Origin of the sequence: Brevibacillus sp. NPDC003359, assembly GCF_042878995.1 — a bacterium.
GTDB lineage: Bacteria > Bacillota > Bacilli > Brevibacillales > Brevibacillaceae > Brevibacillus.
Map to the genome: position 1 here is coordinate 305,825 of NZ_JBIAOR010000001.1, position 19,746 is coordinate 325,570.

The window sequence follows — 19,746 nt, forward strand, 5'->3', positions numbered from 1 at the left end:
CGGAATGCAAAAAGCGAAACACGCCCTTAAGCGGCCACCTCTGAGACACATCCTGAGAGGACCACTTTGGCCGCGGTTTCGCTTTTTGCATGGAGGCGGGCAGTCAATCCCGCAGGGGTGGACCTAGAAGCTGAGCGTTTTCTCCTGTTTCCTTCCCACCACTACAGCAACGTACTTTATTTTCATTAAACGAAACGAAAAAACCTCCTAATGTGCAGGAGGCTGTCGTCATATTATTTACTGGTCGAATAACTGCTGAAGCTCTTTGAAATCCCGTGTTTTTTGAAGCGTTACAATTAACTTAAGACGAGCTTTTTGACCGTTCAAACCATTGGAGAAGATGATGCCCATCTCTTTTAGTTTGCGGCCACCACCTTCATAGTCATAGATGTCCTGCACCTGGCCGTTATAGCAGCGGGAGACGAGCACAATGGGCACGCCTTTGTCGAGTAATTGCTGGAGGGTAGGGATGATGGCGGGAGGAAGATTTCCTAATCCAAACGCCTCTACGACGAGTCCATCAATGGATTGCTCCAATAAAAACTGCAACCAAGCGGGCTCCATGCCAGCAACTGCCTTGATCAGCGGCACATTCGCATCAGCATGGGTAATGGCATAATGCTCTCGATCCAATGGAGCATGGTGGTATTGCACAGTTTTTTTCGCAATGGTTCCAATCGGTCCGTATTGAGGAGATTGGAAGGTAGCGACATTACTCGTATGTGTTTTGGTAACGTGACGTGCTGCGTGAATTTCATCATTAAAAACAACGATAACGCCTTTGTTCAGACTTTCGGAGTTAGCAGCTGCACGAACGGAAGAAATGAGATTTACGGGACCGTCAGCCCCGAGTTCATTGCTGCTGCGCATGGCTCCGGTCACGACAATCGGGACGTGAACCGATAAAGTCAAGTCGAGGAAGTATGCGGTCTCTTCCAACGTATCGGTCCCATGCGTAATGACAATGCCATCATAATGATCATGTTGAAAGGCTTCCTCAATATCGAAACGAAGCTGATTCATGATGACAGGAGTCATGTGAGGGCTAGGCAGGTTGAGTACATTTTTCATGGTGACGTCCGCGTGTTTTTCTAAAAAAGGAAGGATTTTGTTGACTGCTTGATCATCCAATGGCTTTACGCCTTCTGAGTCATCGACAGACATGGCAATCGTACCGCCTGTATTCACTACCAAAATTTTTTTTGACATGATCTCTCTCCTGTAGCGGGTTTTCATCAACCAGTATTCATGGTACGATGAACAATAGTCTTGTGTAAAGGAGTAATAAAAGATGATTGCTTTGATCGGCGCGGCAGTTGCCCCCGGTATCGCCATCTTAAGTTACTTTTACCTGCGTGACAGTCTCGAACCGGAGCCGATTTCGATGGTGATCCGGTCGTTTATCTTTGGGATGCTGCTGGTGGTACCGATTATGGTGCTCCAGTACATCATGCAGAATGAATGGAACTGGCGGGATGGCATTGTCGCGGAAGTTTTCCAATCCGCTGTTGTAGAAGAATTTTTTAAATGGATGGTCATCTATTTTACGGTTTATAAACATTTGGAATTTGATGAGCCATACGATGGAATTGTTTATGCTGTTGCGGTGTCTCTTGGTTTTGCTACGTTGGAGAATTTGTTCTACCTCATAATCAATGGAACAAACATTGCCATCTGGCGTGCCTTTTTGCCGGTATCCAGCCATGCGTTGTTTGCGGTGTGGATGGGCTATTATCTCGGAAGGGCAAAGTTTTCCAAAGACGCCAAACATGAGCGGCTTTTTTTATGGATGTCGATTACTTTACCGATCGGCTTGCATGCACTGTACAACGTGATCTTTTTGGCAGTGCAAAACTGGTTGGTAGTGATTCTGCCATTCATGCTCGTTTTGTGGTGGCAGGGCTTAAAAAAGGTACAAAGAGCACACGATTACGGTTCTAAAAATCTCTCTTCACGTCCACAATAGACGGTAAGGAGGAGACGTACGTGTTTAAAACCGAACGAGCAAAAGTGACAATTCAATGCCATGTATGTGGAGAAAAGTTTACACTGCGTGGTCATCGAGAACCTGGAGGGCAAATAGAAACAGGGTTCAAGCAGTGCCTATGTGACAATGACAAGCACTTTCGGATTGACGAGTCCTGATCTCTTCCATTCCCAATTGAAAAAGCGTGACAAATCTATGTGGGCCGATGCAAATAGCATCGGTCTTTTTCTATATCCAGATTTACATGCATAATCCAATCTTCCTCCACTAACACTATGCAAAGATTTCAATACATGCCAAGGAGGATTCAGCCATGCGTACAATCTGGATCGCAGGTGTGTTGGTGATGTTGGTAGCAGCGGGCTTGAGTGGATACAAGGTTGTCTGGAAGGAAAAGAATGTAGCTGCCGTACAAGAAGAGCAGATGGCTGCACCTGCAGCAAAGAAACAAACCGCCAAAACCAAAGCCAGCTTTCATCCATCACGAATCTCTGACAATGATTTGAAAATCATGGCGAATGCTGTTTACGGGGAGGCAAGGGGAGAGCCATTTGAAGGGCAAGTAGCTGTCGCAGCCGTTATATTGAACCGCGTGAAGAGCCCTTCGTTTCCTGATACGCCCTCGGCTGTGATATTCGAACCACGCGCTTTTACAGCAGTTGCTGATGGGCAAATATGGCTTACACCGAATGAAAGCTCAACGAAAGCAGTGAAGAATGCACTAAACGGCTGGGATCCGACAGGAGGCTGCACGTACTATTTTAATCCGGATACAGCAACATCTGGTTGGATTTGGAGTAGGCCACAGGTCAAAAAGATCGGGAAACACATCTTCTGCAGATGATCGATGCGTAATCAAAGGAGGAGTGGCAAGGGATGGTATATGGAGCAACAGCACGCGTTTTATTTCCCGTCGCCCTGGTCGCCTTAATAGGGGCTGGCGTGTGGGGATATCAGGAGCACAATGAGAAGAACTCGGTCCTGATCAAAGCGGAAAACTCATACCAACGAGCTTTTCATGATCTCACGTATCATGTGGACAAGTTGCACGATGAGCTAGGCAAATCGCTTGTGGTCAACTCCCGCAGACAAATGACCCCAATCTTGACGAGTGTTTGGCGGCTTGCCTATGCAGCACAAGCGGATGTCGGACAACTCCCATTGACCTTGATGGCGTTTAGCAAAACCGAAGAAATGCTGTCGAGGGTGGCTGATTTTTCCTATCGCGTAGCTGTACGCGATTTGGATAAGAAACCGTTGAATCAGAGTGAATACAAGACGTTAAAGAGCCTGCACACACAAGCAAAAGATATCCAAGATGAGCTGCGCAAGGTCCAATCACTCGCGATGGACAAACAATTGAGGTGGATGGATGTCGAGACGGCATTAGCGAAAAATAATAACAAAGAGGACAATACCATCATCGATGGTTTCCAAACCATTGAGAAAAAAGTGCAGGAATACCCTGATTTAGACTGGGGCGTCGGGATACAGAGTCTCGATAAGAAAAAGCAGCAGCGAATCAAAGGGATCGATGGCAAACCAGCCACGAAAGAAGAAGCAGAGAAGAGTGCACTGGAATTTCTCGGGATGAAGCCGGGAGAGGCGAAGGTTGAAGTGAACGAGAACGGCAAGGGTCAGGAGTACTCAGCGTATAGTGTGCGCGTCACGCCAAAAGGACACAAGACAGCCGTTAACCTCGATGTCACCAAACGCGGCGGAAAAGTCGTTTGGATGATGAACGAGCGTGCAGTGGGCGAGGAAAAGCTGGACATGAAGCAGGCGGAAGAAAAAGGGCGAGTATTCTTGCGTAACCACGGGTTTGAGAATATGCAGGTCTCCGAGATTGACAGCTACGACCGCAATGCACTCTTTACGTTTGTCCCTGTTCAGGACGGAGTCAGAATCTATCCAGATGGGGTGGTCGTTGAGATTGCGTTGGACAACGGAGACGTTACTGCCTATAACTCGACAGAGTATCTGTTTAATCACAAAAAGAGAATTCTTTCACAGCCCCGTCTCATGAAAGAAGAAGCAAGAAAAAAAGTCAATCCGATCGTAAAAGTGACGGATCAGCGCCTTGCCATCATCGAAGGGAAAAACGATGGGAAAGAAGCGCTGACGTGGGAAATGACAGGCAGCTTTGAAGGGAATTCGTATATGATCTACATCAACGCCTTGAATGGAGAAGAAGAAGAAGTTGTGAAAATGGAAACGGGCTCAGGACAGAACGAAGGACAATAGCATTGAAAAGCATGGGGAAAGCTTGTTTTTTAGCGGCTTTCCCTATTTGCTGATTCGAAACAAAAGGGTATATAATGGAAAGGGTGATAGGGAAGGGGAGGAACATTTACTTTATGATGCTTCCGCGAATAGGACAAACAATCAGACTAAACTTCACGAGTTCCTCAGAAGAAACGGAGCTGCAAACTTTCAAAAGCCGTGTGGCCGATATGAAGGACGATGTAGCATCCATCGAACTGCCAACCAGCGAAAATACTGGACGGACTGGGGTATTTCAACCAGGAACGGAATGCTTGGTTTGGTATGTTGGTGAGGATGGCTCACGCTATGAATTCCGCTCTGCGATTGTCGGCAGGCAAAACAATGACATTCCTGTACTGCTTTTGCAACTGCCGGCCAAAGAGGAGATCGTTCGTACACAGCGAAGAAACTACTTGAGAATTGACACCACGGTAGACATCGCAGTCAAACTGGATGATCCGATTCGACGCTATCATTTTTTGGCACGAACGCTGGATATCAGCGGTGGTGGGCTATCTTTTAGCTGTGAGGAAAGTTATCATTTGAAGGAAAAAGACAGCTTGCATGTCTGGATTGCCCTTCCAAGTAAAAATGGACAGGCCCAGCATGCATTTGTTGAGATGGAAATCGTCAGACAAAAACCGGCTGAAGAAAAAGGTTTGCACCAATGGATTTCAGGTAAATTCACCCAAATCAGTGAGCAAGACCGGGCAAAAGTGGTTAGAGCGTGTTACGAGAGACAGCTAGAGCTTCGCAAAAAAGGCGTTGTGGATTGACGCCTCATCAGAGGAAGTGACCCTATTGACCAGTCAGTACAACGATCGTTTTCGCAGCTTTTCCAAACGGGTAGAAAAAGGCATCATGATTGGAATTGTCATATGCGCGATTGTACTGACTATAGGCGAAATCCTCGTTCAGTACGTACCCGCAAGACTAGTATTAATCGAAACAGAGCGCTTGGAAGGCGTGTCCAGAGAGCCCTAAAGGTTTGCGCATGCTTCCATACTATGGTACTATTATAGATAACATAGAAAACGGTCCTGGATCGTTTTTTATAGACCGCTAGTGGTCACAGCCAAATTCGAAAAACGCAATCGCGTTTTTCAACACACAAAGAATGGGAAAGGGCTTCGACAGAAGCTTTTCTTGTTTTATTCCCATCCGAACTAACGTACATAGCAGGTGAGAAGTAATGAACATTGCCATTGATGGACCAGCGGGAGCAGGCAAGAGCACTGTCGCCCAAAAAGTAGCGGGACAACTGGAATACGTGTACATTGACACGGGTGCCATGTATCGTGCCCTCGCTTGGGCAGTCCACCATCATCAGCTCCCTATCAACGATGAGTCTACAGTTTCCGAACTTTTGCAAAAAAACAAGATTCAACTGGTTCGGGAAAACGGACAGCAACATGTATACTGGAATGAAATCGATGTCACAAGCTGGATACGTTCCACAGAAGTGAGCCAGTACGCCTCCATTGTAGCGAGCTACGGTTCCGTACGTGAACAAATGCTTGTGCTCCAGCGACGATTGGCGACTCAAGGCAATGTCGTCATGGACGGCAGAGATATCGGTACTCATGTTTTGCCTGATGCAGATGTGAAGATATTTTTGACGGCCTCTATCCAAGAGCGTGCAGAACGCCGCTGGAAGGAACTACTCGCAAAAGGTACCCAGACAGACTTGGCTGAGCTGGAAAAAGAAATCGGAGAGCGAGATCGACGGGACATGCAGAGAGAAGTGGCACCGTTGCGCCAGGCGGAAGATGCCGTTTTGGTAGACACAACAGGAATGACCATTGATCAGGTGGTCGATCACATCTTGCAAATCTGCGAGCGAACGGGAGAGTCAACCCATTGAGTTACTATCGTTTATTCAGAGGTTTTTTTCGCATAATTTTTTCGCTTGTCTATCGTTGGCAAGTGATCGGGCGTGAACATATACCTAAGGAAGGCCCAGTGATCCTTTGTGCCAACCATATTTCGTTATGGGACCCACCTCTTCTAGGGAGTGGCATCGAGCGTCAGGTTCATTTCATGGCCAAAGAAGAGCTTTTCAAAATTCCGGTCTTATCCTTTCTCATTACCAAATTCGGTGCATTTCCGGTCAAACGGGGTGCAGGAGATCGTGCGGCCATTCGCACGACTCTCAAATTGCTGGAAGATGGAAAAATCTTTGGAATTTTTCCGGAGGGAACCCGCAGCAAAACAGGGGAACCAGGAGAAGCGATGCCCGGAGTGGCGATGTTTGCTCTCAAGTCAGAAGCCGCGGTCATTCCGGTAGCCATTATCGGGCCATATCGACCGTTTCGTTCCATTAAGATCGTTTACGGAAAACCGATCGATCTGACGTATCTACGTGAGGCCAAATCAAGCGCTGATACGTTGAAGGAAGCGAGCGATCTGATTATGGAGCACATCAAGCAATTACGGAACCAGCATCTCTCTTAGCAAACGGTATAGAATTGCTAAAGGGACGAATACTAAATCTGCTGGAACTTACTGGCTTCATCAGTACTAACTGCCAGCCATCAGGCGACAGTTAAAAATATACATGCTCCCGCTTCGTGTAGCGAGGTTGTACACAACCTGTACACAACCTGTACATAGACGTTTGGGACTGGATGGTATTAAGGAGGTCTTTTGAATGATGGAAGAAACGAACGTAAGCTTGACGGATGCAACAACCATTTCCGTAGGAGATGTCGTAAAAGCAACCGTAACAAAAGTTGAGGACAAACAAGCGCTTGTAGATCTAGGTTACAAGTACGATGGTCTGATTCCTATCAGCGAACTGTCTCCACTGCATGTTGAAAAGGTATCTGATGTAGTAGCGGTTGGTGATACTTTCGAAGTGAAGGTCATTAAGCTAAACGATGAGAAAGAAGAGCTCGTTGTTTCCAAGAAAGCGGTAGCGATGGAATCCTCTTGGTCTGATCTTGAGCAAAAAATGCAAGCTGGTGAAATCATCGAAGCGACTGTGAAAGAAGTAGTGAAGGGCGGACTGGTTGTTGATGTAGGCGTACGCGGCTTCATTCCGGCTTCCATGGTAGAGCGTCATTTCGTTGAAGATTTCTCCGATTACAAAGGCAAAACGTTGGCTTTGAAAGTAGTAGAAATGGATAAGGAAAAGAATAAAGTTATCCTGTCCCATAAAGCAGTTTTGGAAGACGAAGTAAAAGTGCAAAAGCAATCCATTATCGATAAAATCCAAGTGGGTCAAGTATTGGAAGGAACGGTTCAGCGCATGACCGATTTCGGTGTATTCGTGGATATCGGTGGTGTTGATGGATTGGTTCACGTATCTGAACTTGCTTGGAACCGTGTTGATAAGCCGTCCGATGTTGTGAAGGAAGGCGACAAGGTACAAGTGAAGGTCCTCAAAATTGACCGTGAAAACGAGCGCATTGGCCTTAGCATCAAGGAAACGCAAGCAGGTCCATGGGCGAACGTTGCTGAAGATTTCAAAGCGGGCTCTATTTTGAATGGTACTGTAAAACGTTTGGTGTCCTTCGGTGCATTTATTGAGCTGGCTCCTGGAATCGAAGGCCTTGTACACATCTCCCAAATTGCAAACCGCCGGGTGAATACACCAAGTGAGGTGTTGAAAGAGGGCCAAGATGTACAGGTGAAAGTATTGGACGTTGTTCCACAAGAACAACGCATTAGCCTCAGTATCCGTGCAGTAGAAGAAGACCGTGTGGAACAGGCAGAGCGTGCGAGCAAGCGTGAACAGCAACAATTCACGCAAGAAAACAACCAACCAATGGGAGTGACATTGGGCGAGTTGTTCGGTGATCTGAAAGACAAGTTCAAGTAAGATAAAAAGCAGAATTCATGGGGATACGCTCTGGCGTATCCCTTTTTTCTGGGAGTGAAAGTCTAGGAGGGGTACAATGGATCGTCGTTCGATTAGAAAACTAGACCATATTCGAAATGCTCTTGTCAGCGGGGAAGATGGTGCGAATAGCTTTGATGATGTTAGCTTTGTTCCGAACAGCTTGCCGAATACAGCGCTAACTGAAACCTCACTGGACACCGAGATCGCATCCTTGCGACTCTCCTCACCGATTTTGATCAATGCGATGACGGGCGGAGCAGGTGCGACTACGCAGATCAATCAAAAACTGGCGATGATTGCAAGGGAACGCAATCTGGCTATGGCTGTTGGCTCACAAATGGCCGCTCTGCGTGATCCAGAGGTTATGGATAGCTATCGGATTGTCAGACGGGAACATCCACAGGGGATCTTGTTTGCAAACGTTGGGGCGGAGGCGACAGTGGAGCAGGCAACAGCAGCAGTGGAGATGATAGAAGCGAACGGACTACAAATCCATCTGAATGTCATGCAAGAGCTGTTGATGCCTGAGGGGGATCGGGATTTTCGCGGCTATCTCGAGCGTATTCAAGCGATTAGGGAGAGTCTGAATGTGCCGGTCATTGTCAAAGAAGTAGGTTTTGGCATGGCGAAGGAATCAATCGAGAAGTTAATGGAAATCGGGATCAGAACAATTGATGTGGGTGGACGAGGCGGAACAAATTTTGCTCAAGTGGAAAATATGCGAAGTGATCACCCTCACGCGATGTTTGAGGATTGGGGATTTACGACTGTGGAGAGCTTGCTGGAGGCGGATGCTGCCGGTCATCCAGGAATGTCGTACATAGCAACGGGAGGTGTTCGTCATGGACTGGATGTTGTCAAAGCCGCTTCCTTAGGCGCGTCCGCTGTCGGGATGGCAGGGGCAATGCTGCGTCTGGTTCAACGTGAATCTCTGGAAGACTGTTTGGCCACTGTAGATAGATGGCATTATCAAATTCGTGTGGCGATGACGGCACTCGGAATGAAATGTCTGGCAGACGCGGTTTGTACTCCTGTTATGATTACAGGAAAAACAGCGGAGAGAGCTAGGCTTCGTCATAGGCAACTGGAGAGACTGGCGCAACGTTAGTTAGTGGACGAGCATTCGATTCATGAAATTTCCTTGGTTGAGGCATACTTTTGGGGGAGACAACCATCATTTTGAGGAGATGAACATGAACGAGGGAACCGTTGCGATCCTCATCCAGTGGTCATTGTTGTGTCTTGTCTGGATGGGAAGCTTTGACTTGCAGCTGCGAAACATGAAGATGGAGCGTAAACGAGTGCTCGCAGTGATTAGCGCGTTTTTAATTTGCGCGTTTGTTAGCTGGGAAATTTATTTTGCCCCCATCCAAGTTAGTCTAAGTGGAACGATATTGCCACTGATTGCAAGCATTGTCCTTTACACCAAGCTCATGTCCAAAATACGCAGATTGTACTTGCTAAGTGCGCTGGCAACGGCCCTTTTGCTATTTTGGCTGCGATGGCTGTTTTTTACCGATCCGATCTTGCTGTTTTGGGATGAAAGGATCATCGTACCCGCTGTTGGAGTAAGTACGATTTTTTTGATGAGCAGAACAAATCTGGGACAGCTGTTTCAGCTCACGCTCTCCATGCCACTCGCCGATGCGATACATTCGCTATATTTTTGGAAATTGTCGGGTTCCTGTCATTGGGGATCGGAGTATGCGCAAGATCTGCTGTGGAGTGGCATTTCTCTATGGGCTGTCGTCAGCATAGTCTGGACTGCGATTCGTCGTATCCTTGGTAGAACAGAAACAGAGTCTTCCCATTCCGATACGGGCAGGTGACGCTAGGGTGATGAAGGGATTGCTAGCTTATGAATACGTTTTTCCTTTAGTTATGGGTTTCCTATTCGGCATTTTGTGTCGGATTCATCTTTTGCGAACAGATTATCGACAATATCCAACCTATCCACACGGTAAAATCATTCACGTTTCACTTGGGGTGATCGCATCCGCGCTCGGAGCGTTAGCGATTCCTGCCCTGCTTAAAGAGAATTACACAGCCGTAACATTTTTGACGGTGGCTGCTCAACAATTCCGCGATGTCAGGAACATGGAACGCACTACTCTAACAGAGATCGATAAGCAGGAGCTGGTGCCCCGTGGTGGCCCTTATATCGAAGGAATCGCAATGGTGTTTGAAGGGCGCAATTACATGGTCATGTTTACATCTTTGGTGACGACGACGGCTACCATCCTTTTTCATTGGTGGGGCGGAGTCATTGCAGGTGTCATTGCCTTGATGATCTCTCGCAAGCTACGCTCTGGAAAAACGCTGTCGCTGATTGCGGAAATCGAGCCGGGGGAAGTAAGGGTCGAAGGAAGAGACTTGTATGTCAACGACATTTACATTATGAACGTCGGATTGGCAGATGCCCAAGAGATCATACGTGAGCAAGGTGTGGGTTTTATTCTGACGCCGAGGGATGCCAATGCCAAAGTCACGATTGCCCACCCAGGACAGCGGCAAGCGATTCTGCACGATGTTGCGACGCAGCTCGGTGTATATACAGATACGGGAGAGCCATCGCTAACACCCTTGGTAAAACGTGATATACAGTCAGGTAGACTGGGTGTATTTTTATTGCCGCAAGAAAAAGATTTGGAACGCGCAACGTCCGTCATTCGTGCAGTCCCGATTCTCGAAAGCGTCTTCCGAATGCCAACGAAGACTAGAATCGTGAAAAAGGAGCTGTAGGTCATGACAGGATTAATCTTGGCGGTGATTACGACGAACAGAGACAGGATTGCGGGTGGTGTCCCGATTTTTATCGAGTCTACTACGGAGAAGATGCAGCAAACCGCTTTTACTTTGGAAAAGATACTGGACGCGATGGTGCATGAAGTGAGCGACGATACCCTTATCATTGTTCGGCATAAGTAGTGTATGGTATGATTAGCTAGTCAAAACGTAAAATGAGAGAGAGTGTTGTTGATTATGGGATTACCAGTGGTAGCCATTGTGGGGAGACCCAACGTGGGGAAGTCCACGATTTTTAACAGATTGATTGGCCAACGAGTCGCGATCGTGGAGGATATGCCGGGAGTAACCCGTGACCGCCTGTACGGGAAAGGTGAATGGCTAACGCATACTTTCCATGTGATTGATACCGGTGGAATTGAGTTTGGCGAGACCGACGAGATTCTTACACAGATGCGTTACCAGGCAGAGCTCGCGATTGATGAAGCTGATGTCATCATTATGATTGTAGATAGCCGCACAGGTGTGACAGATGCGGACATTGAACTGTCACGGATGCTGAATCGGACAGGAAAACCTGTCGTACTCGCGGTGAACAAAGCGGATAATCCGGAAATGCGTGCGGATATTTACGACTTTTATTCCTTGGGCTTGGGCGAGCCATTCCCTGTCTCGGGTAGCCATGGTCTTGGCTTGGGCGATATGCTGGAAGACGTGGTTCAGTATTTCCCTGCTGAGGATGACGAGGAGAGAAAAGAAGATGTCATTCGCGTATCCATCATCGGTCGTCCAAACGTAGGGAAGTCTTCCTTGACAAATGCGATTCTTGGTGAAGAGCGAGTTATTGTCAGTGATGTTGCCGGAACGACCCGTGACGCTATCGATACGCCGTTTGAACGCGATGACCAAAGCTACATTCTCGTGGATACGGCAGGTATGCGCAAGCGCGGTAAGGTGTATGAAACAACGGAAAAATACAGTGTAATGCGCGCGATGCGTTCCATTGAAGATTCGGATGTTGTTCTTGTTGTCATTGACGGTGAAGAGGGAATAATCGAGCAGGACAAGAAGATCGCAGGTTATGCACATGAGGCTGGTCGCGGTATAATCATTATCGTCAACAAATGGGATGCTGTCGAAAAAGATGACAAAACGATGCAACGCTTCACTGAGTTGATCCGCGAAGAGTTTAAATATCTGCATTACGCACCGATCATGTATGTTTCTGCGAAATCAAAACAACGTGTTCACACGATTCTTCCAAAGGTCAATGAGGTTTCTCAAGCTCATGCGATGCGAGTTCCTACCTCTGTCCTTAATGATTTGGTAACGGATGCGACAATTCGTACCCCACCACCATCTGATCGTGGAAAGCGCTTGAAAATCAACTATACGACTCAAGCGACGGTGAAACCACCGACGTTCATTCTGTTTGTTAACGATCCAGAACTGATGCACTTCTCCTATGAACGTTACATAGAGAACAAAATCCGTGAAGCATTTGTGTTTGAAGGCACGCCAGTACGTATCTGGACGCGGAAAAAAACGTAGGGAGAGAAAAACGCCATGGTGTTATTATCCTGGGTGATTAGCTATTTAATCGGTTCTATTAGCTTTAGCTATCTTATCGCCAAAAAAGTCGCAGGAATTGACATTCGCTCTCATGGCAGCGGAAATGCCGGTGCAACCAATACACTTCGGGTGTTAGGAAAAGGCCCCGGTATCGCCGTTCTCCTTCTTGATGCACTAAAAGGAATAGCTGCGATGGGACTGACTCACCTGATGACAGGGGACCCGGCAGCGTATGCAGTGGCAGGCTTGTTTGCTATCGCCGGTCACAATTGGCCGATCTATTTTGGATTCCGCGGGGGAAAAGGCATTGCGACGACGCTAGGTGTCGTGCTAGGTTTTTCTCCCTTGGCATTTTTGATCGCTGCAGTGCTGGCTGTCATGGTCATTGCGATCACTCGCTTTGTTTCATTAGGATCATTGGTTATCGTAACGGTTATCCCATTTACCCTTTACTTGTTGGACAAACCCATTTCCTTTTTTTGGGCGAGCTTGGCGATCGCAATCTTTGCTTACATTCGTCATTTTAATAATATCCGCAATCTTCTTTCAGGAAACGAACGGAAACTAGGGGACAAGTCCAACCGGAAGCTGGGATAGGGAACGTACTGAGAAAAGTGGAGGGGGACGTATTGGTTCAAAATGTTACGGTCATTGGGGCCGGCAGCTGGGGAACGGCACTTGCAACAGTCTTGGCGGACAACGGGCATCAGGTTACGCTTTGGGTACGGGATAAAAAGCTGGCAGAAGAAATAAACAGGAAGCATGTGAATGAGAAGTACCTGCCGGGAGAAACGCTTTCTGCCAACATTGTGGCGACGACCAATATTCAAGAGGCAGTCATTGGCAAGCGCATTGTTCTTCTCGTTGTTCCTTCACATGCCATGCGTCAAATTTGTCAGCAAGTGGCTCCGTACTTAGAACCGGATGTACTTTTGATCCATGCGACAAAAGGCTTTGAACTGGAAAGCCAGAAGCGAATGTCAGAAGTCATTGCGGAAGAGGTGCCGAAAGAGATTGCGTCCAGATTGGCTGTGTTGTCAGGACCTAGCCATGCCGAGGAAGTAGTCAAACGGCAACCAACGACAATTGTGATGGCATCCGAATCGGAAGAAAGCATGCTCCGCTCTCAGGATTTGCTGATGAATACGAATTTTCGTGTGTACACCAACCCGGATTTGATTGGCGCTGAGATCGCCGGAGCGCTGAAGAACATCATTGCACTTGGTGCAGGGATGTCTGATGGCTTAGGGTATGGAGACAACGCCAAAGCAGCCTTGTTGACCCGTGGCTTGGCGGAAATTAGCCGTCTGGGCATTAAGCTTGGTGCTAAGCCGCTTACGTTTTCAGGCCTGGCTGGTGTTGGCGATTTGATTGCCACTTGTACAAGTAAACACAGCCGAAACTGGCGTGCAGGCTATATGCTCGGTCAAGGAAAAAAACTCGATGACGTACTAGCACAGATGGGGATGGTCGTCGAAGGCGTTCGCACGACGAATGCTGCCTTTTCCTTATCGCAACGCGAGCAAGTTGAAATGCCAATCACTTCTGTTCTGTATGGAATGCTGTTTGAAGGAAAAGAAGCTCGTCAAGGCGTGGAAGAACTGATGGGGCGAGGAAAAACCTTTGAGATGGCGTACCTCAATCCTGATGCGGAATAAGTCATGAATGAAGTATCACCGATTTAGGCTTCTGCACATACGATAGGGTGAAAGCCCATGTGCAGGAGGAGAGTTCACATGAATAATATGTCGAAACGACTTTTTGAGCGCTTGCAAGGAAAAGCAACGGAAAATGTCGATGAAGAAAAGCTTCGCTCACTGGCCGGTCAGGTTAAGCGCAGTGATTTTGAAGACGAGACCAAGCTGCGTCAAATCATTCGCACGCTCGCTACCCTTAGTGGCAAGCAATTAACTCCTGAAAAGGAGGATAAGGTCATTGAAATGTTTCGCAATCAGGAAATCAATCTGGGTGACATGTCCTCCTTGACCAAGCTGCTCAAATAAGAGAAATGGGCGATTATGCCCGTTACCTGCAACAAAAACCGTCATACAGTAAGACTAGGAACAATCATGGCTCTACAGGGACATGGCTGACCTACAGATTGCAAGAAAAAAAGAGGGATCTTATCCCTCTTTTTTTCGTTCCTTGGTGTTGCCGCTAACCTGTGTAATCAGGTTCTGGACCAAAGGCGATTGCAGGAGACCGAGTAATTGACCGATATCTATATTGCCTAACAGGTTGCCTAAGCCTGATTCCTGGGGTGTTTCTGCTGCCTTTTGTGGCTCTGGAGCAGCTTTGCGTTTGCCAGCAGGCTTTTCGGCAACGACTTCAGGCTCAGGTGTGCGTTTCCCGAGGTTCTCAATCATCTCCATCGCCCCGTACAACGAATCCATCGTGTCTTCTACCTGCCGAATCGTGCTGCCGATCCCTTTGATGTTATGGCGCATTTTCGTAACGGAGGTGCGCAAATCGACCGCGGGCAGGATTTTTTTCGGTGTAATGGAAAGGGAGACATTTTCGACTTGGTCGCTCAATTTTTTGCTGGGTATAGGCGCGTAAGGATTCCGCCATTTCCGATTATTTACTTTATTACTCAACGTTTCATCCCTCCAATGGGCGAATTCATCACGATAGTCTATGCGAATGTCTAGTATTAGGTTCGCAAGCGTCAGACGAAGAGGGGGAAGTATGGTATAATAAAGCAAAAAATGCAAAGGATGCTGCAGTCCCGATGTATATTGATCCTATGACAAAGATGAACATTTCCTTGATTGCCATTGGGCTAATGTTCGTCTGCAATTTAATTATGATCTTTGCCAGAAAAATAACCAATACGTTTTTGCGGTTCCTTGTGAAGACCTTCGCATTCTTATTATTACTCGTCGTGCTTGTCATGATTTTAATTGTGATTTTTGTCTAGGGAGGATTATCGATGTCAACGATCACACTACTTACTCGTGCAGGCAGTCATGAAGTCTCGATCGAGTTGAATCAATCGATTGTTGCTCTTGCCAAAAAGAACAACATTGTGTGGGGTCATGCTTGCCAAAGAGGGGTATGTGCACAATGCCGTACGCATGTTTTGGAAGGGGCAGAGTACTTAAACGAAGTGACACCAGAAGAAAAACTGCGATTGCGCAAGGCAGAACGCGCAGAAGGCTACAGATTAGGCTGCCAGACGAAGATTGTTTCACCAGGAACAGTCAAGGTGGCTCATCGGCCTTATTAGTAAAGGAAGTGACGGAATGGGGAAAGTAACCTTTCTCCCGAGCAAGAAGAGTGTGAAGGCGCGGACAGGGCAAACCTTGGTCAGCGTAGCTTCGTCAGCTCGTATCGTAATCCCGCAGAGATGCGGTGGGCACGCATCTTGTCTGATGTGCCGCGTGGTCGTTGAGAATGGCCTCTTGTGCCCGCCAACGGTGCTAGAAAAGCGCAAGCTGCCTGAAAAGGATCTGGATAATGGGATTCGTTTGGCCTGTCAGGCAAAAACGACGGAAAAGGATTGTACGGTCAGGATTCCAGAAAGTAAGTTGAAATCAGTGGTAGCGGCTGCACTCGAGCGACAACGCAAAGAAAATGAAGATGGAATGTAAGAGGTGTGTACATAAGATGTGGCAATCGTGGCGAAAATCGTTCAAGCTTTTGATCAGTTTGACGATTCTGTCTTCCCTTTTATCTGGCTGCTTGTATCCGGATGAGCGCAGGGCAGAGAATCAAATTCCTAGTACATTTTTTGTAGAAGCAACGCAAAAAGCGATTGAGCAATTCCAAAAAGACACAGCAGTATTGCCGATCGTAACGAAATCCCTCGATACTCCTATTTTTGAAAAATACGAGATTGATTTCCGCAAAATGATCCCTAAATACATGCCGGATGTACCTGGGAACGCATTTGAAAAAGGTGGCGTATACAAGTACGTATTGATTGATGTGGATACAAAGCCGACAGTGAAGCTCATTCATTTGACAGCTGTCAGTACGGTAGCAGACGTACAGATCGAAGTAGACCGCTATAAGGGACATTTCGAAAAGCTACCTGTACTCGCTGACTTGGGGAATGGATACTATTCCATCGATCATGACCGGCTCGGGTTAAAAGCGTGGCAGGTGCCGTCTACGATGGGGACTTACTTATTGCCACTGGTCATGAACGCTGAAGGACAAGTCGGAATCGATTATGCTTCGGATATCGCGCAATTGCTTCGGGATACAAAAGTAACCGTGCCAGCTAAAACAGACCCGCGGTACGTAATGGCGCGCAATTCCATGTTCGTTCCCGCGAAATCGTTTCCATATGAAATGGTGAATGGTGAACCGAAGCTTCTCAAACTAAATTAACTTCGTAAAAAACGACTCTCATCAGGGTCGTTTTTTTTGGTTCTAGTTAACGCAAAAATACATATATTTGTACTGTCCACAAAACTAGTACGAGATTCCCTACGAAAATACTGGCGGTCAGGGATAATTCGGAAAATCGGTCATAGTGTAAAAATAGACAAATAGAAGGAGGTCATCGATCGTGGAACGAGTCGACATCTTTAAAGACATTGCCGAACGGACGGGCGGAGACATCTACCTCGGAGTGGTAGGCCCTGTTCGTACGGGAAAGTCGACCTTTATCAAACGGTTTATGGAGCAAGTTGTAATCCCGAATATCAACTCTGAAGCGGAGCGGATTCGAGCTACAGACGAGTTGCCGCAGAGCGCTTCAGGACGAACAATCATGACAACCGAACCCAAATTTGTTCCGAACCAGGCCGTTAACGTACATGTGACAGAAGGACTCAGCATCAATGTCCGCCTCGTTGACTGCGTTGGCTATACGGTACAAGGGGCAAAGGGCTTTGAAGACGACAATGGCCCAAGGATGGTAAATACGCCTTGGTATGAAGAGCCTGTACCATTTGAGGAAGCGGCCGAAGTCGGGACACGCAAGGTTATCCAGGAACACTCAACCATCGGGATCGTTGTGACAACGGATGGCAGCATCGCGGAAATACCGCGTGTAGGATACATCGATGCAGAGGAGCGGGTTGTAAACGAGCTGAAGGAAGTTGGAAAACCGTTCGTGATCGTTGTGAACTCGACGCGTCCGCGCTCCGACGAAGCACAAAACCTTCGCGTACAGCTCCAGGAAAAATACGATGTACCAGTCGTTGCTTTGTCGGTCGATCATATGACAGAGCAGGAAATCTTGCTCCTCATGAGAGAAGTACTGTTTGAATTCCCAGTCCATGAAGTAAATGTCAATCTACCGAGCTGGGTAATGGTGCTGGAAAACGGGCACTGGCTGCGTCAGAACTACGAGGAAGCTGTACGTGAGACCGTGCAGGACATCCGCCGGTTACGCGATGTGGACCGTGTCGTCGGCTTCTTCAACGACTATGACTTTGTAGAGAAAGCCTCTCTTGCTGGCATGCACATGGGGCAAGGGATCGCAGAGATTGACCTCTATGCGCCAGATGAACTGTATGACCGCATCTTGATGGAAATTGTCGGCGTGGAGATAAATGGCAAGGATCACTTGCTGAAAATCATGCAGGAATTCGCACATGCCAAGCGCGAGTTTGATCAGGTAGCGGAAGCATTGCACATGGTCCGAAGTACGGGCTACGGTATAGCAGCCCCGTCTTTGCATGAAATGACCTTGGACGAACCTGAACTCATCCGCCAGGGACCGCGCTTTGGAGTCAGACTCAAAGCAACAGCACCGTCTATTCACATGATTCGGGTGGATGTCGAGTCTGAATTCGCACCGATTATCGGAACAGAGAAGCAGAGTGAGGAGCTTGTCCGCTATCTCATGCAAGATTTTGACAAAGACCCGCTTTCCATCTGGAATTCCGATATTTTTGGACGCTCGCTCCATTCCATCGTAAGAGAGGGTATTCAGGGAAAAATTACCATGATGCCAGACAACGCCAGATACAAATTACAGGAGACATTGGGTCGAATTATCAATGAGGGATCGGGTGGCCTGATTGCGATCATACTCTAATAAATAGTTCCAAAGTCCTATAAACAACAAATATAGGGAAGGCATCTGACATGACGAGATGCCTTTTTTTCTTGTATTTCGTTCAAATTCGACAGGAGGGGCTTGAATTTAAGAAATCGGTGTATTACTATAAGCTTGTCAGATCGGTAAAAACAACCAATCGTGTATAAAACGCTTCGTTTCGGTTAAGAAAAATAATAGCTAGGACTTGGTGTTCTTTGAGGGGAGGTGAAGATAATGAACAAAACAGAACTGATTGCAAAAGTGGCTGAAACCACAGAACTCACCAAGAAAGATGCAACAAAAGCAGTTGATGCAGTTCTTGACGCAATTGCAGATGCATTGAAAACTGGTGATAAAGTCCAACTGATCGGCTTTGGTAACTTCGAAGTTCGTGAACGTGCGGCTCGTAAAGGTCGTAACCCACAAACTGGTGAAGAGATCGAAATCGCTTCCAGCAAAGTACCTGCGTTTAAACCAGGTAAACAACTCAAAGACTCCATCAAGTAGTTGTTTCTTTTGAGAACGAAGCACTTACATAAAAAAATCCACATTGATAAAATGTGGGTTTTTTTCTGTGTACATACAGTTTGCCTATGAAAATACTGGTATATCTTTTTGTCTTTTTTTAAACGATATGGTAAGATTGGCTTTGATCGCGAGCAGGCACTAAGTCTGACAGGAACTTGGCGCAGGCAGACTTTTGTGATGAGAAACAAGGCGTATGCCGTTACATAGGAGGTACAATCATGAACGTCGACTTGGATAAAATACAACAAGCTGTTCGCATGATCCTAGAAGCAGTAGGGGATAATCCTGATCGAGAAGGAGTGCTAGATACCCCTAAGCGAGTTGCGAAAATGTACGCCGAAGTATTCGAGGGCATGCATATAGACGAAGAGAAGTATTTCGAGACTGTCTTCAGCGAAGATCATGAGGAAATGGTTTTAGTGAAGGACATTCCGTTTTACTCCATGTGTGAGCATCACCTGGTTCCCTTTTTCGGCAAAGCGCATGTCGCTTACGTACCGCGTGGGGGCCGCGTGGTAGGACTGAGCAAGCTGGCGCGTGCGGTTGATACCGTAGCAAAACGTCCGCAGTTGCAGGAACGAATTACAGCAACAGTAGCTGACGCGATTATGCGCAAGCTCGATCCGCATGGCGTGGTTGTGGTTGTAGAAGCAGAGCATATGTGCATGACGATGCGTGGTGTGAAAAAGCCAGGCTCGAAAACGATCACCTCTGCTGTTCGCGGGATGTTTGAGAAAGATGCAGCTGCCCGTGCAGAAGTATTTAGTTTGATTCGCTCTTAGCAAACGCATATGCATAGCTGAG

The 19,746-nt window shown here is 47.2% G+C and carries 26 protein-coding genes; 24 read left to right on the plus strand and 2 right to left on the minus strand.

Annotated features, from left to right (window positions below; all coding sequences use genetic code 11):
- Positions 1 to 237 precede the first annotated feature (237 nt).
- Positions 238 to 1,209 carry an asparaginase gene (locus ACFYU8_RS01375; protein WP_390296523.1) on the minus strand — a complete coding sequence of 324 codons (972 nt, stop codon included), beginning with the start codon at positions 1,207 to 1,209 and terminating at the stop codon, positions 238 to 240.
- Between the two features lie 82 nt (positions 1,210 to 1,291).
- Between ACFYU8_RS01375 and prsW the strand changes: the two genes are divergently transcribed.
- The 17 genes from prsW to ACFYU8_RS01460 all read left to right on the plus strand — a co-directional run bounded on the left by prsW (position 1,292) and on the right by ACFYU8_RS01460 (position 14,416).
- A complete protein-coding gene (gene prsW, locus ACFYU8_RS01380) occupies positions 1,292 to 1,966 on the plus strand; it encodes a glutamic-type intramembrane protease PrsW (RefSeq protein WP_390296521.1) in 675 nt (224 codons plus the stop codon).
- Between the two features lie 20 nt (positions 1,967 to 1,986).
- The gene (locus ACFYU8_RS01385; protein ID WP_390296519.1) at positions 1,987 to 2,145 is read left to right on the plus strand and encodes a hypothetical protein; all 159 of its coding nucleotides are present in this window, start codon (positions 1,987 to 1,989) and stop codon (positions 2,143 to 2,145) included.
- 155 nt (positions 2,146 to 2,300) lie between these two features.
- Positions 2,301 to 2,831 carry a cell wall hydrolase gene (locus ACFYU8_RS01390; protein WP_390296517.1) on the plus strand — a complete coding sequence of 177 codons (531 nt, stop codon included), beginning with the start codon at positions 2,301 to 2,303 and terminating at the stop codon, positions 2,829 to 2,831.
- A gap of 32 nt (positions 2,832 to 2,863) precedes the next feature.
- The gene (gene ypeB / locus ACFYU8_RS01395) at positions 2,864 to 4,231 is read left to right on the plus strand and encodes a germination protein YpeB (RefSeq protein ID WP_390296515.1); all 1,368 of its coding nucleotides are present in this window, start codon (positions 2,864 to 2,866) and stop codon (positions 4,229 to 4,231) included.
- Between the two features lie 113 nt (positions 4,232 to 4,344).
- A complete protein-coding gene (locus tag ACFYU8_RS01400; protein WP_390296513.1) occupies positions 4,345 to 5,028 on the plus strand; it encodes a flagellar brake protein in 684 nt (227 codons plus the stop codon).
- A gap of 16 nt (positions 5,029 to 5,044) precedes the next feature.
- On the plus strand, positions 5,045 to 5,236 hold the full coding sequence (locus ACFYU8_RS01405; RefSeq protein WP_391365106.1) for a hypothetical protein: 192 nt from the start codon (positions 5,045 to 5,047) through the stop codon (positions 5,234 to 5,236).
- Between the two features lie 208 nt (positions 5,237 to 5,444).
- Complete coding sequence (gene cmk, locus ACFYU8_RS01410; RefSeq protein WP_390296509.1) at positions 5,445 to 6,116, plus strand: (d)CMP kinase; 672 nt, start codon at positions 5,445 to 5,447, stop codon at positions 6,114 to 6,116.
- Positions 6,113 to 6,706 (plus strand): lysophospholipid acyltransferase family protein, encoded by a 594-nt coding sequence (locus ACFYU8_RS01415; RefSeq protein ID WP_390296507.1) that lies wholly within the window; start codon positions 6,113 to 6,115, stop codon positions 6,704 to 6,706. The genes cmk and ACFYU8_RS01415 overlap by 4 nt, the downstream gene beginning before the upstream one ends.
- A 196-nt stretch (positions 6,707 to 6,902) precedes the next feature.
- Positions 6,903 to 8,075 (plus strand): 30S ribosomal protein S1, encoded by a 1,173-nt coding sequence (gene rpsA / locus ACFYU8_RS01420; protein ID WP_390296505.1) that lies wholly within the window; start codon positions 6,903 to 6,905, stop codon positions 8,073 to 8,075.
- 76 nt (positions 8,076 to 8,151) lie between these two features.
- Entirely contained in the window at positions 8,152 to 9,204 is a 1,053-nt protein-coding gene (gene fni, locus ACFYU8_RS01425; RefSeq protein WP_390296503.1) for a type 2 isopentenyl-diphosphate Delta-isomerase, read from the plus strand.
- Between the two features lie 85 nt (positions 9,205 to 9,289).
- A complete protein-coding gene (locus ACFYU8_RS01430; RefSeq protein ID WP_390296501.1) occupies positions 9,290 to 9,925 on the plus strand; it encodes a YphA family membrane protein in 636 nt (211 codons plus the stop codon).
- Between the two features lie 7 nt (positions 9,926 to 9,932).
- On the plus strand, positions 9,933 to 10,838 hold the full coding sequence (locus ACFYU8_RS01435; RefSeq protein ID WP_390296499.1) for a YIEGIA family protein: 906 nt from the start codon (positions 9,933 to 9,935) through the stop codon (positions 10,836 to 10,838).
- Positions 10,839 to 10,841: 3 nt separating this feature from the next.
- Positions 10,842 to 11,024, plus strand: a complete 183-nt coding sequence (locus ACFYU8_RS01440) for a capping complex subunit for YIEGIA (protein ID WP_007716498.1) — start codon at positions 10,842 to 10,844, stop codon at positions 11,022 to 11,024.
- Positions 11,025 to 11,078: 54 nt separating this feature from the next.
- Entirely contained in the window at positions 11,079 to 12,392 is a 1,314-nt protein-coding gene (der, locus tag ACFYU8_RS01445; protein WP_390297373.1) for a ribosome biogenesis GTPase Der, read from the plus strand.
- A gap of 15 nt (positions 12,393 to 12,407) precedes the next feature.
- The gene (plsY, locus tag ACFYU8_RS01450) at positions 12,408 to 13,010 is read left to right on the plus strand and encodes a glycerol-3-phosphate 1-O-acyltransferase PlsY (RefSeq protein WP_390296497.1); all 603 of its coding nucleotides are present in this window, start codon (positions 12,408 to 12,410) and stop codon (positions 13,008 to 13,010) included.
- Positions 13,011 to 13,042: 32 nt separating this feature from the next.
- Positions 13,043 to 14,071 carry an NAD(P)H-dependent glycerol-3-phosphate dehydrogenase gene (locus tag ACFYU8_RS01455; RefSeq protein WP_390296495.1) on the plus strand — a complete coding sequence of 343 codons (1,029 nt, stop codon included), beginning with the start codon at positions 13,043 to 13,045 and terminating at the stop codon, positions 14,069 to 14,071.
- A gap of 78 nt (positions 14,072 to 14,149) precedes the next feature.
- A complete protein-coding gene (locus ACFYU8_RS01460) occupies positions 14,150 to 14,416 on the plus strand; it encodes a stage VI sporulation protein F (RefSeq protein WP_390296493.1) in 267 nt (88 codons plus the stop codon).
- A gap of 120 nt (positions 14,417 to 14,536) precedes the next feature.
- On the opposite strand, the gene ACFYU8_RS01465 is transcribed toward ACFYU8_RS01460, so the two are convergent.
- Positions 14,537 to 15,010 carry a hypothetical protein gene (locus tag ACFYU8_RS01465; RefSeq protein WP_390296491.1) on the minus strand — a complete coding sequence of 158 codons (474 nt, stop codon included), beginning with the start codon at positions 15,008 to 15,010 and terminating at the stop codon, positions 14,537 to 14,539.
- Between the two features lie 134 nt (positions 15,011 to 15,144).
- Between ACFYU8_RS01465 and ACFYU8_RS01470 the strand changes: the two genes are divergently transcribed.
- From ACFYU8_RS01470 to folE, 7 genes are all read left to right on the plus strand, one after another.
- On the plus strand, positions 15,145 to 15,333 hold the full coding sequence (locus ACFYU8_RS01470; RefSeq protein ID WP_106837536.1) for a DUF2768 family protein: 189 nt from the start codon (positions 15,145 to 15,147) through the stop codon (positions 15,331 to 15,333).
- A 12-nt stretch (positions 15,334 to 15,345) separates the two neighbouring features.
- Positions 15,346 to 15,642: a 2Fe-2S iron-sulfur cluster-binding protein gene (locus ACFYU8_RS01475; RefSeq protein WP_390296489.1), complete on the plus strand. Its 297-nt coding sequence runs from the start codon at positions 15,346 to 15,348 to the stop codon at positions 15,640 to 15,642.
- 16 nt (positions 15,643 to 15,658) lie between these two features.
- Positions 15,659 to 16,006, plus strand: a complete 348-nt coding sequence (locus ACFYU8_RS01480) for a 2Fe-2S iron-sulfur cluster-binding protein (RefSeq protein WP_390296487.1) — start codon at positions 15,659 to 15,661, stop codon at positions 16,004 to 16,006.
- 16 nt (positions 16,007 to 16,022) lie between these two features.
- Positions 16,023 to 16,751, plus strand: coding sequence for a hypothetical protein (locus tag ACFYU8_RS01485; protein WP_390296485.1), 729 nt, complete (start codon positions 16,023 to 16,025; stop codon positions 16,749 to 16,751).
- Between the two features lie 181 nt (positions 16,752 to 16,932).
- Positions 16,933 to 18,411 carry a stage IV sporulation protein A gene (spoIVA, locus tag ACFYU8_RS01490; RefSeq protein WP_106837772.1) on the plus strand — a complete coding sequence of 493 codons (1,479 nt, stop codon included), beginning with the start codon at positions 16,933 to 16,935 and terminating at the stop codon, positions 18,409 to 18,411.
- 237 nt (positions 18,412 to 18,648) lie between these two features.
- Positions 18,649 to 18,921, plus strand: a complete 273-nt coding sequence (locus ACFYU8_RS01495; RefSeq protein ID WP_005831316.1) for an HU family DNA-binding protein — start codon at positions 18,649 to 18,651, stop codon at positions 18,919 to 18,921.
- 236 nt (positions 18,922 to 19,157) lie between these two features.
- Positions 19,158 to 19,724, plus strand: coding sequence for a GTP cyclohydrolase I FolE (folE, locus tag ACFYU8_RS01500; RefSeq protein WP_390297370.1), 567 nt, complete (start codon positions 19,158 to 19,160; stop codon positions 19,722 to 19,724).
- Positions 19,725 to 19,746: the final 22 nt, after the last annotated feature.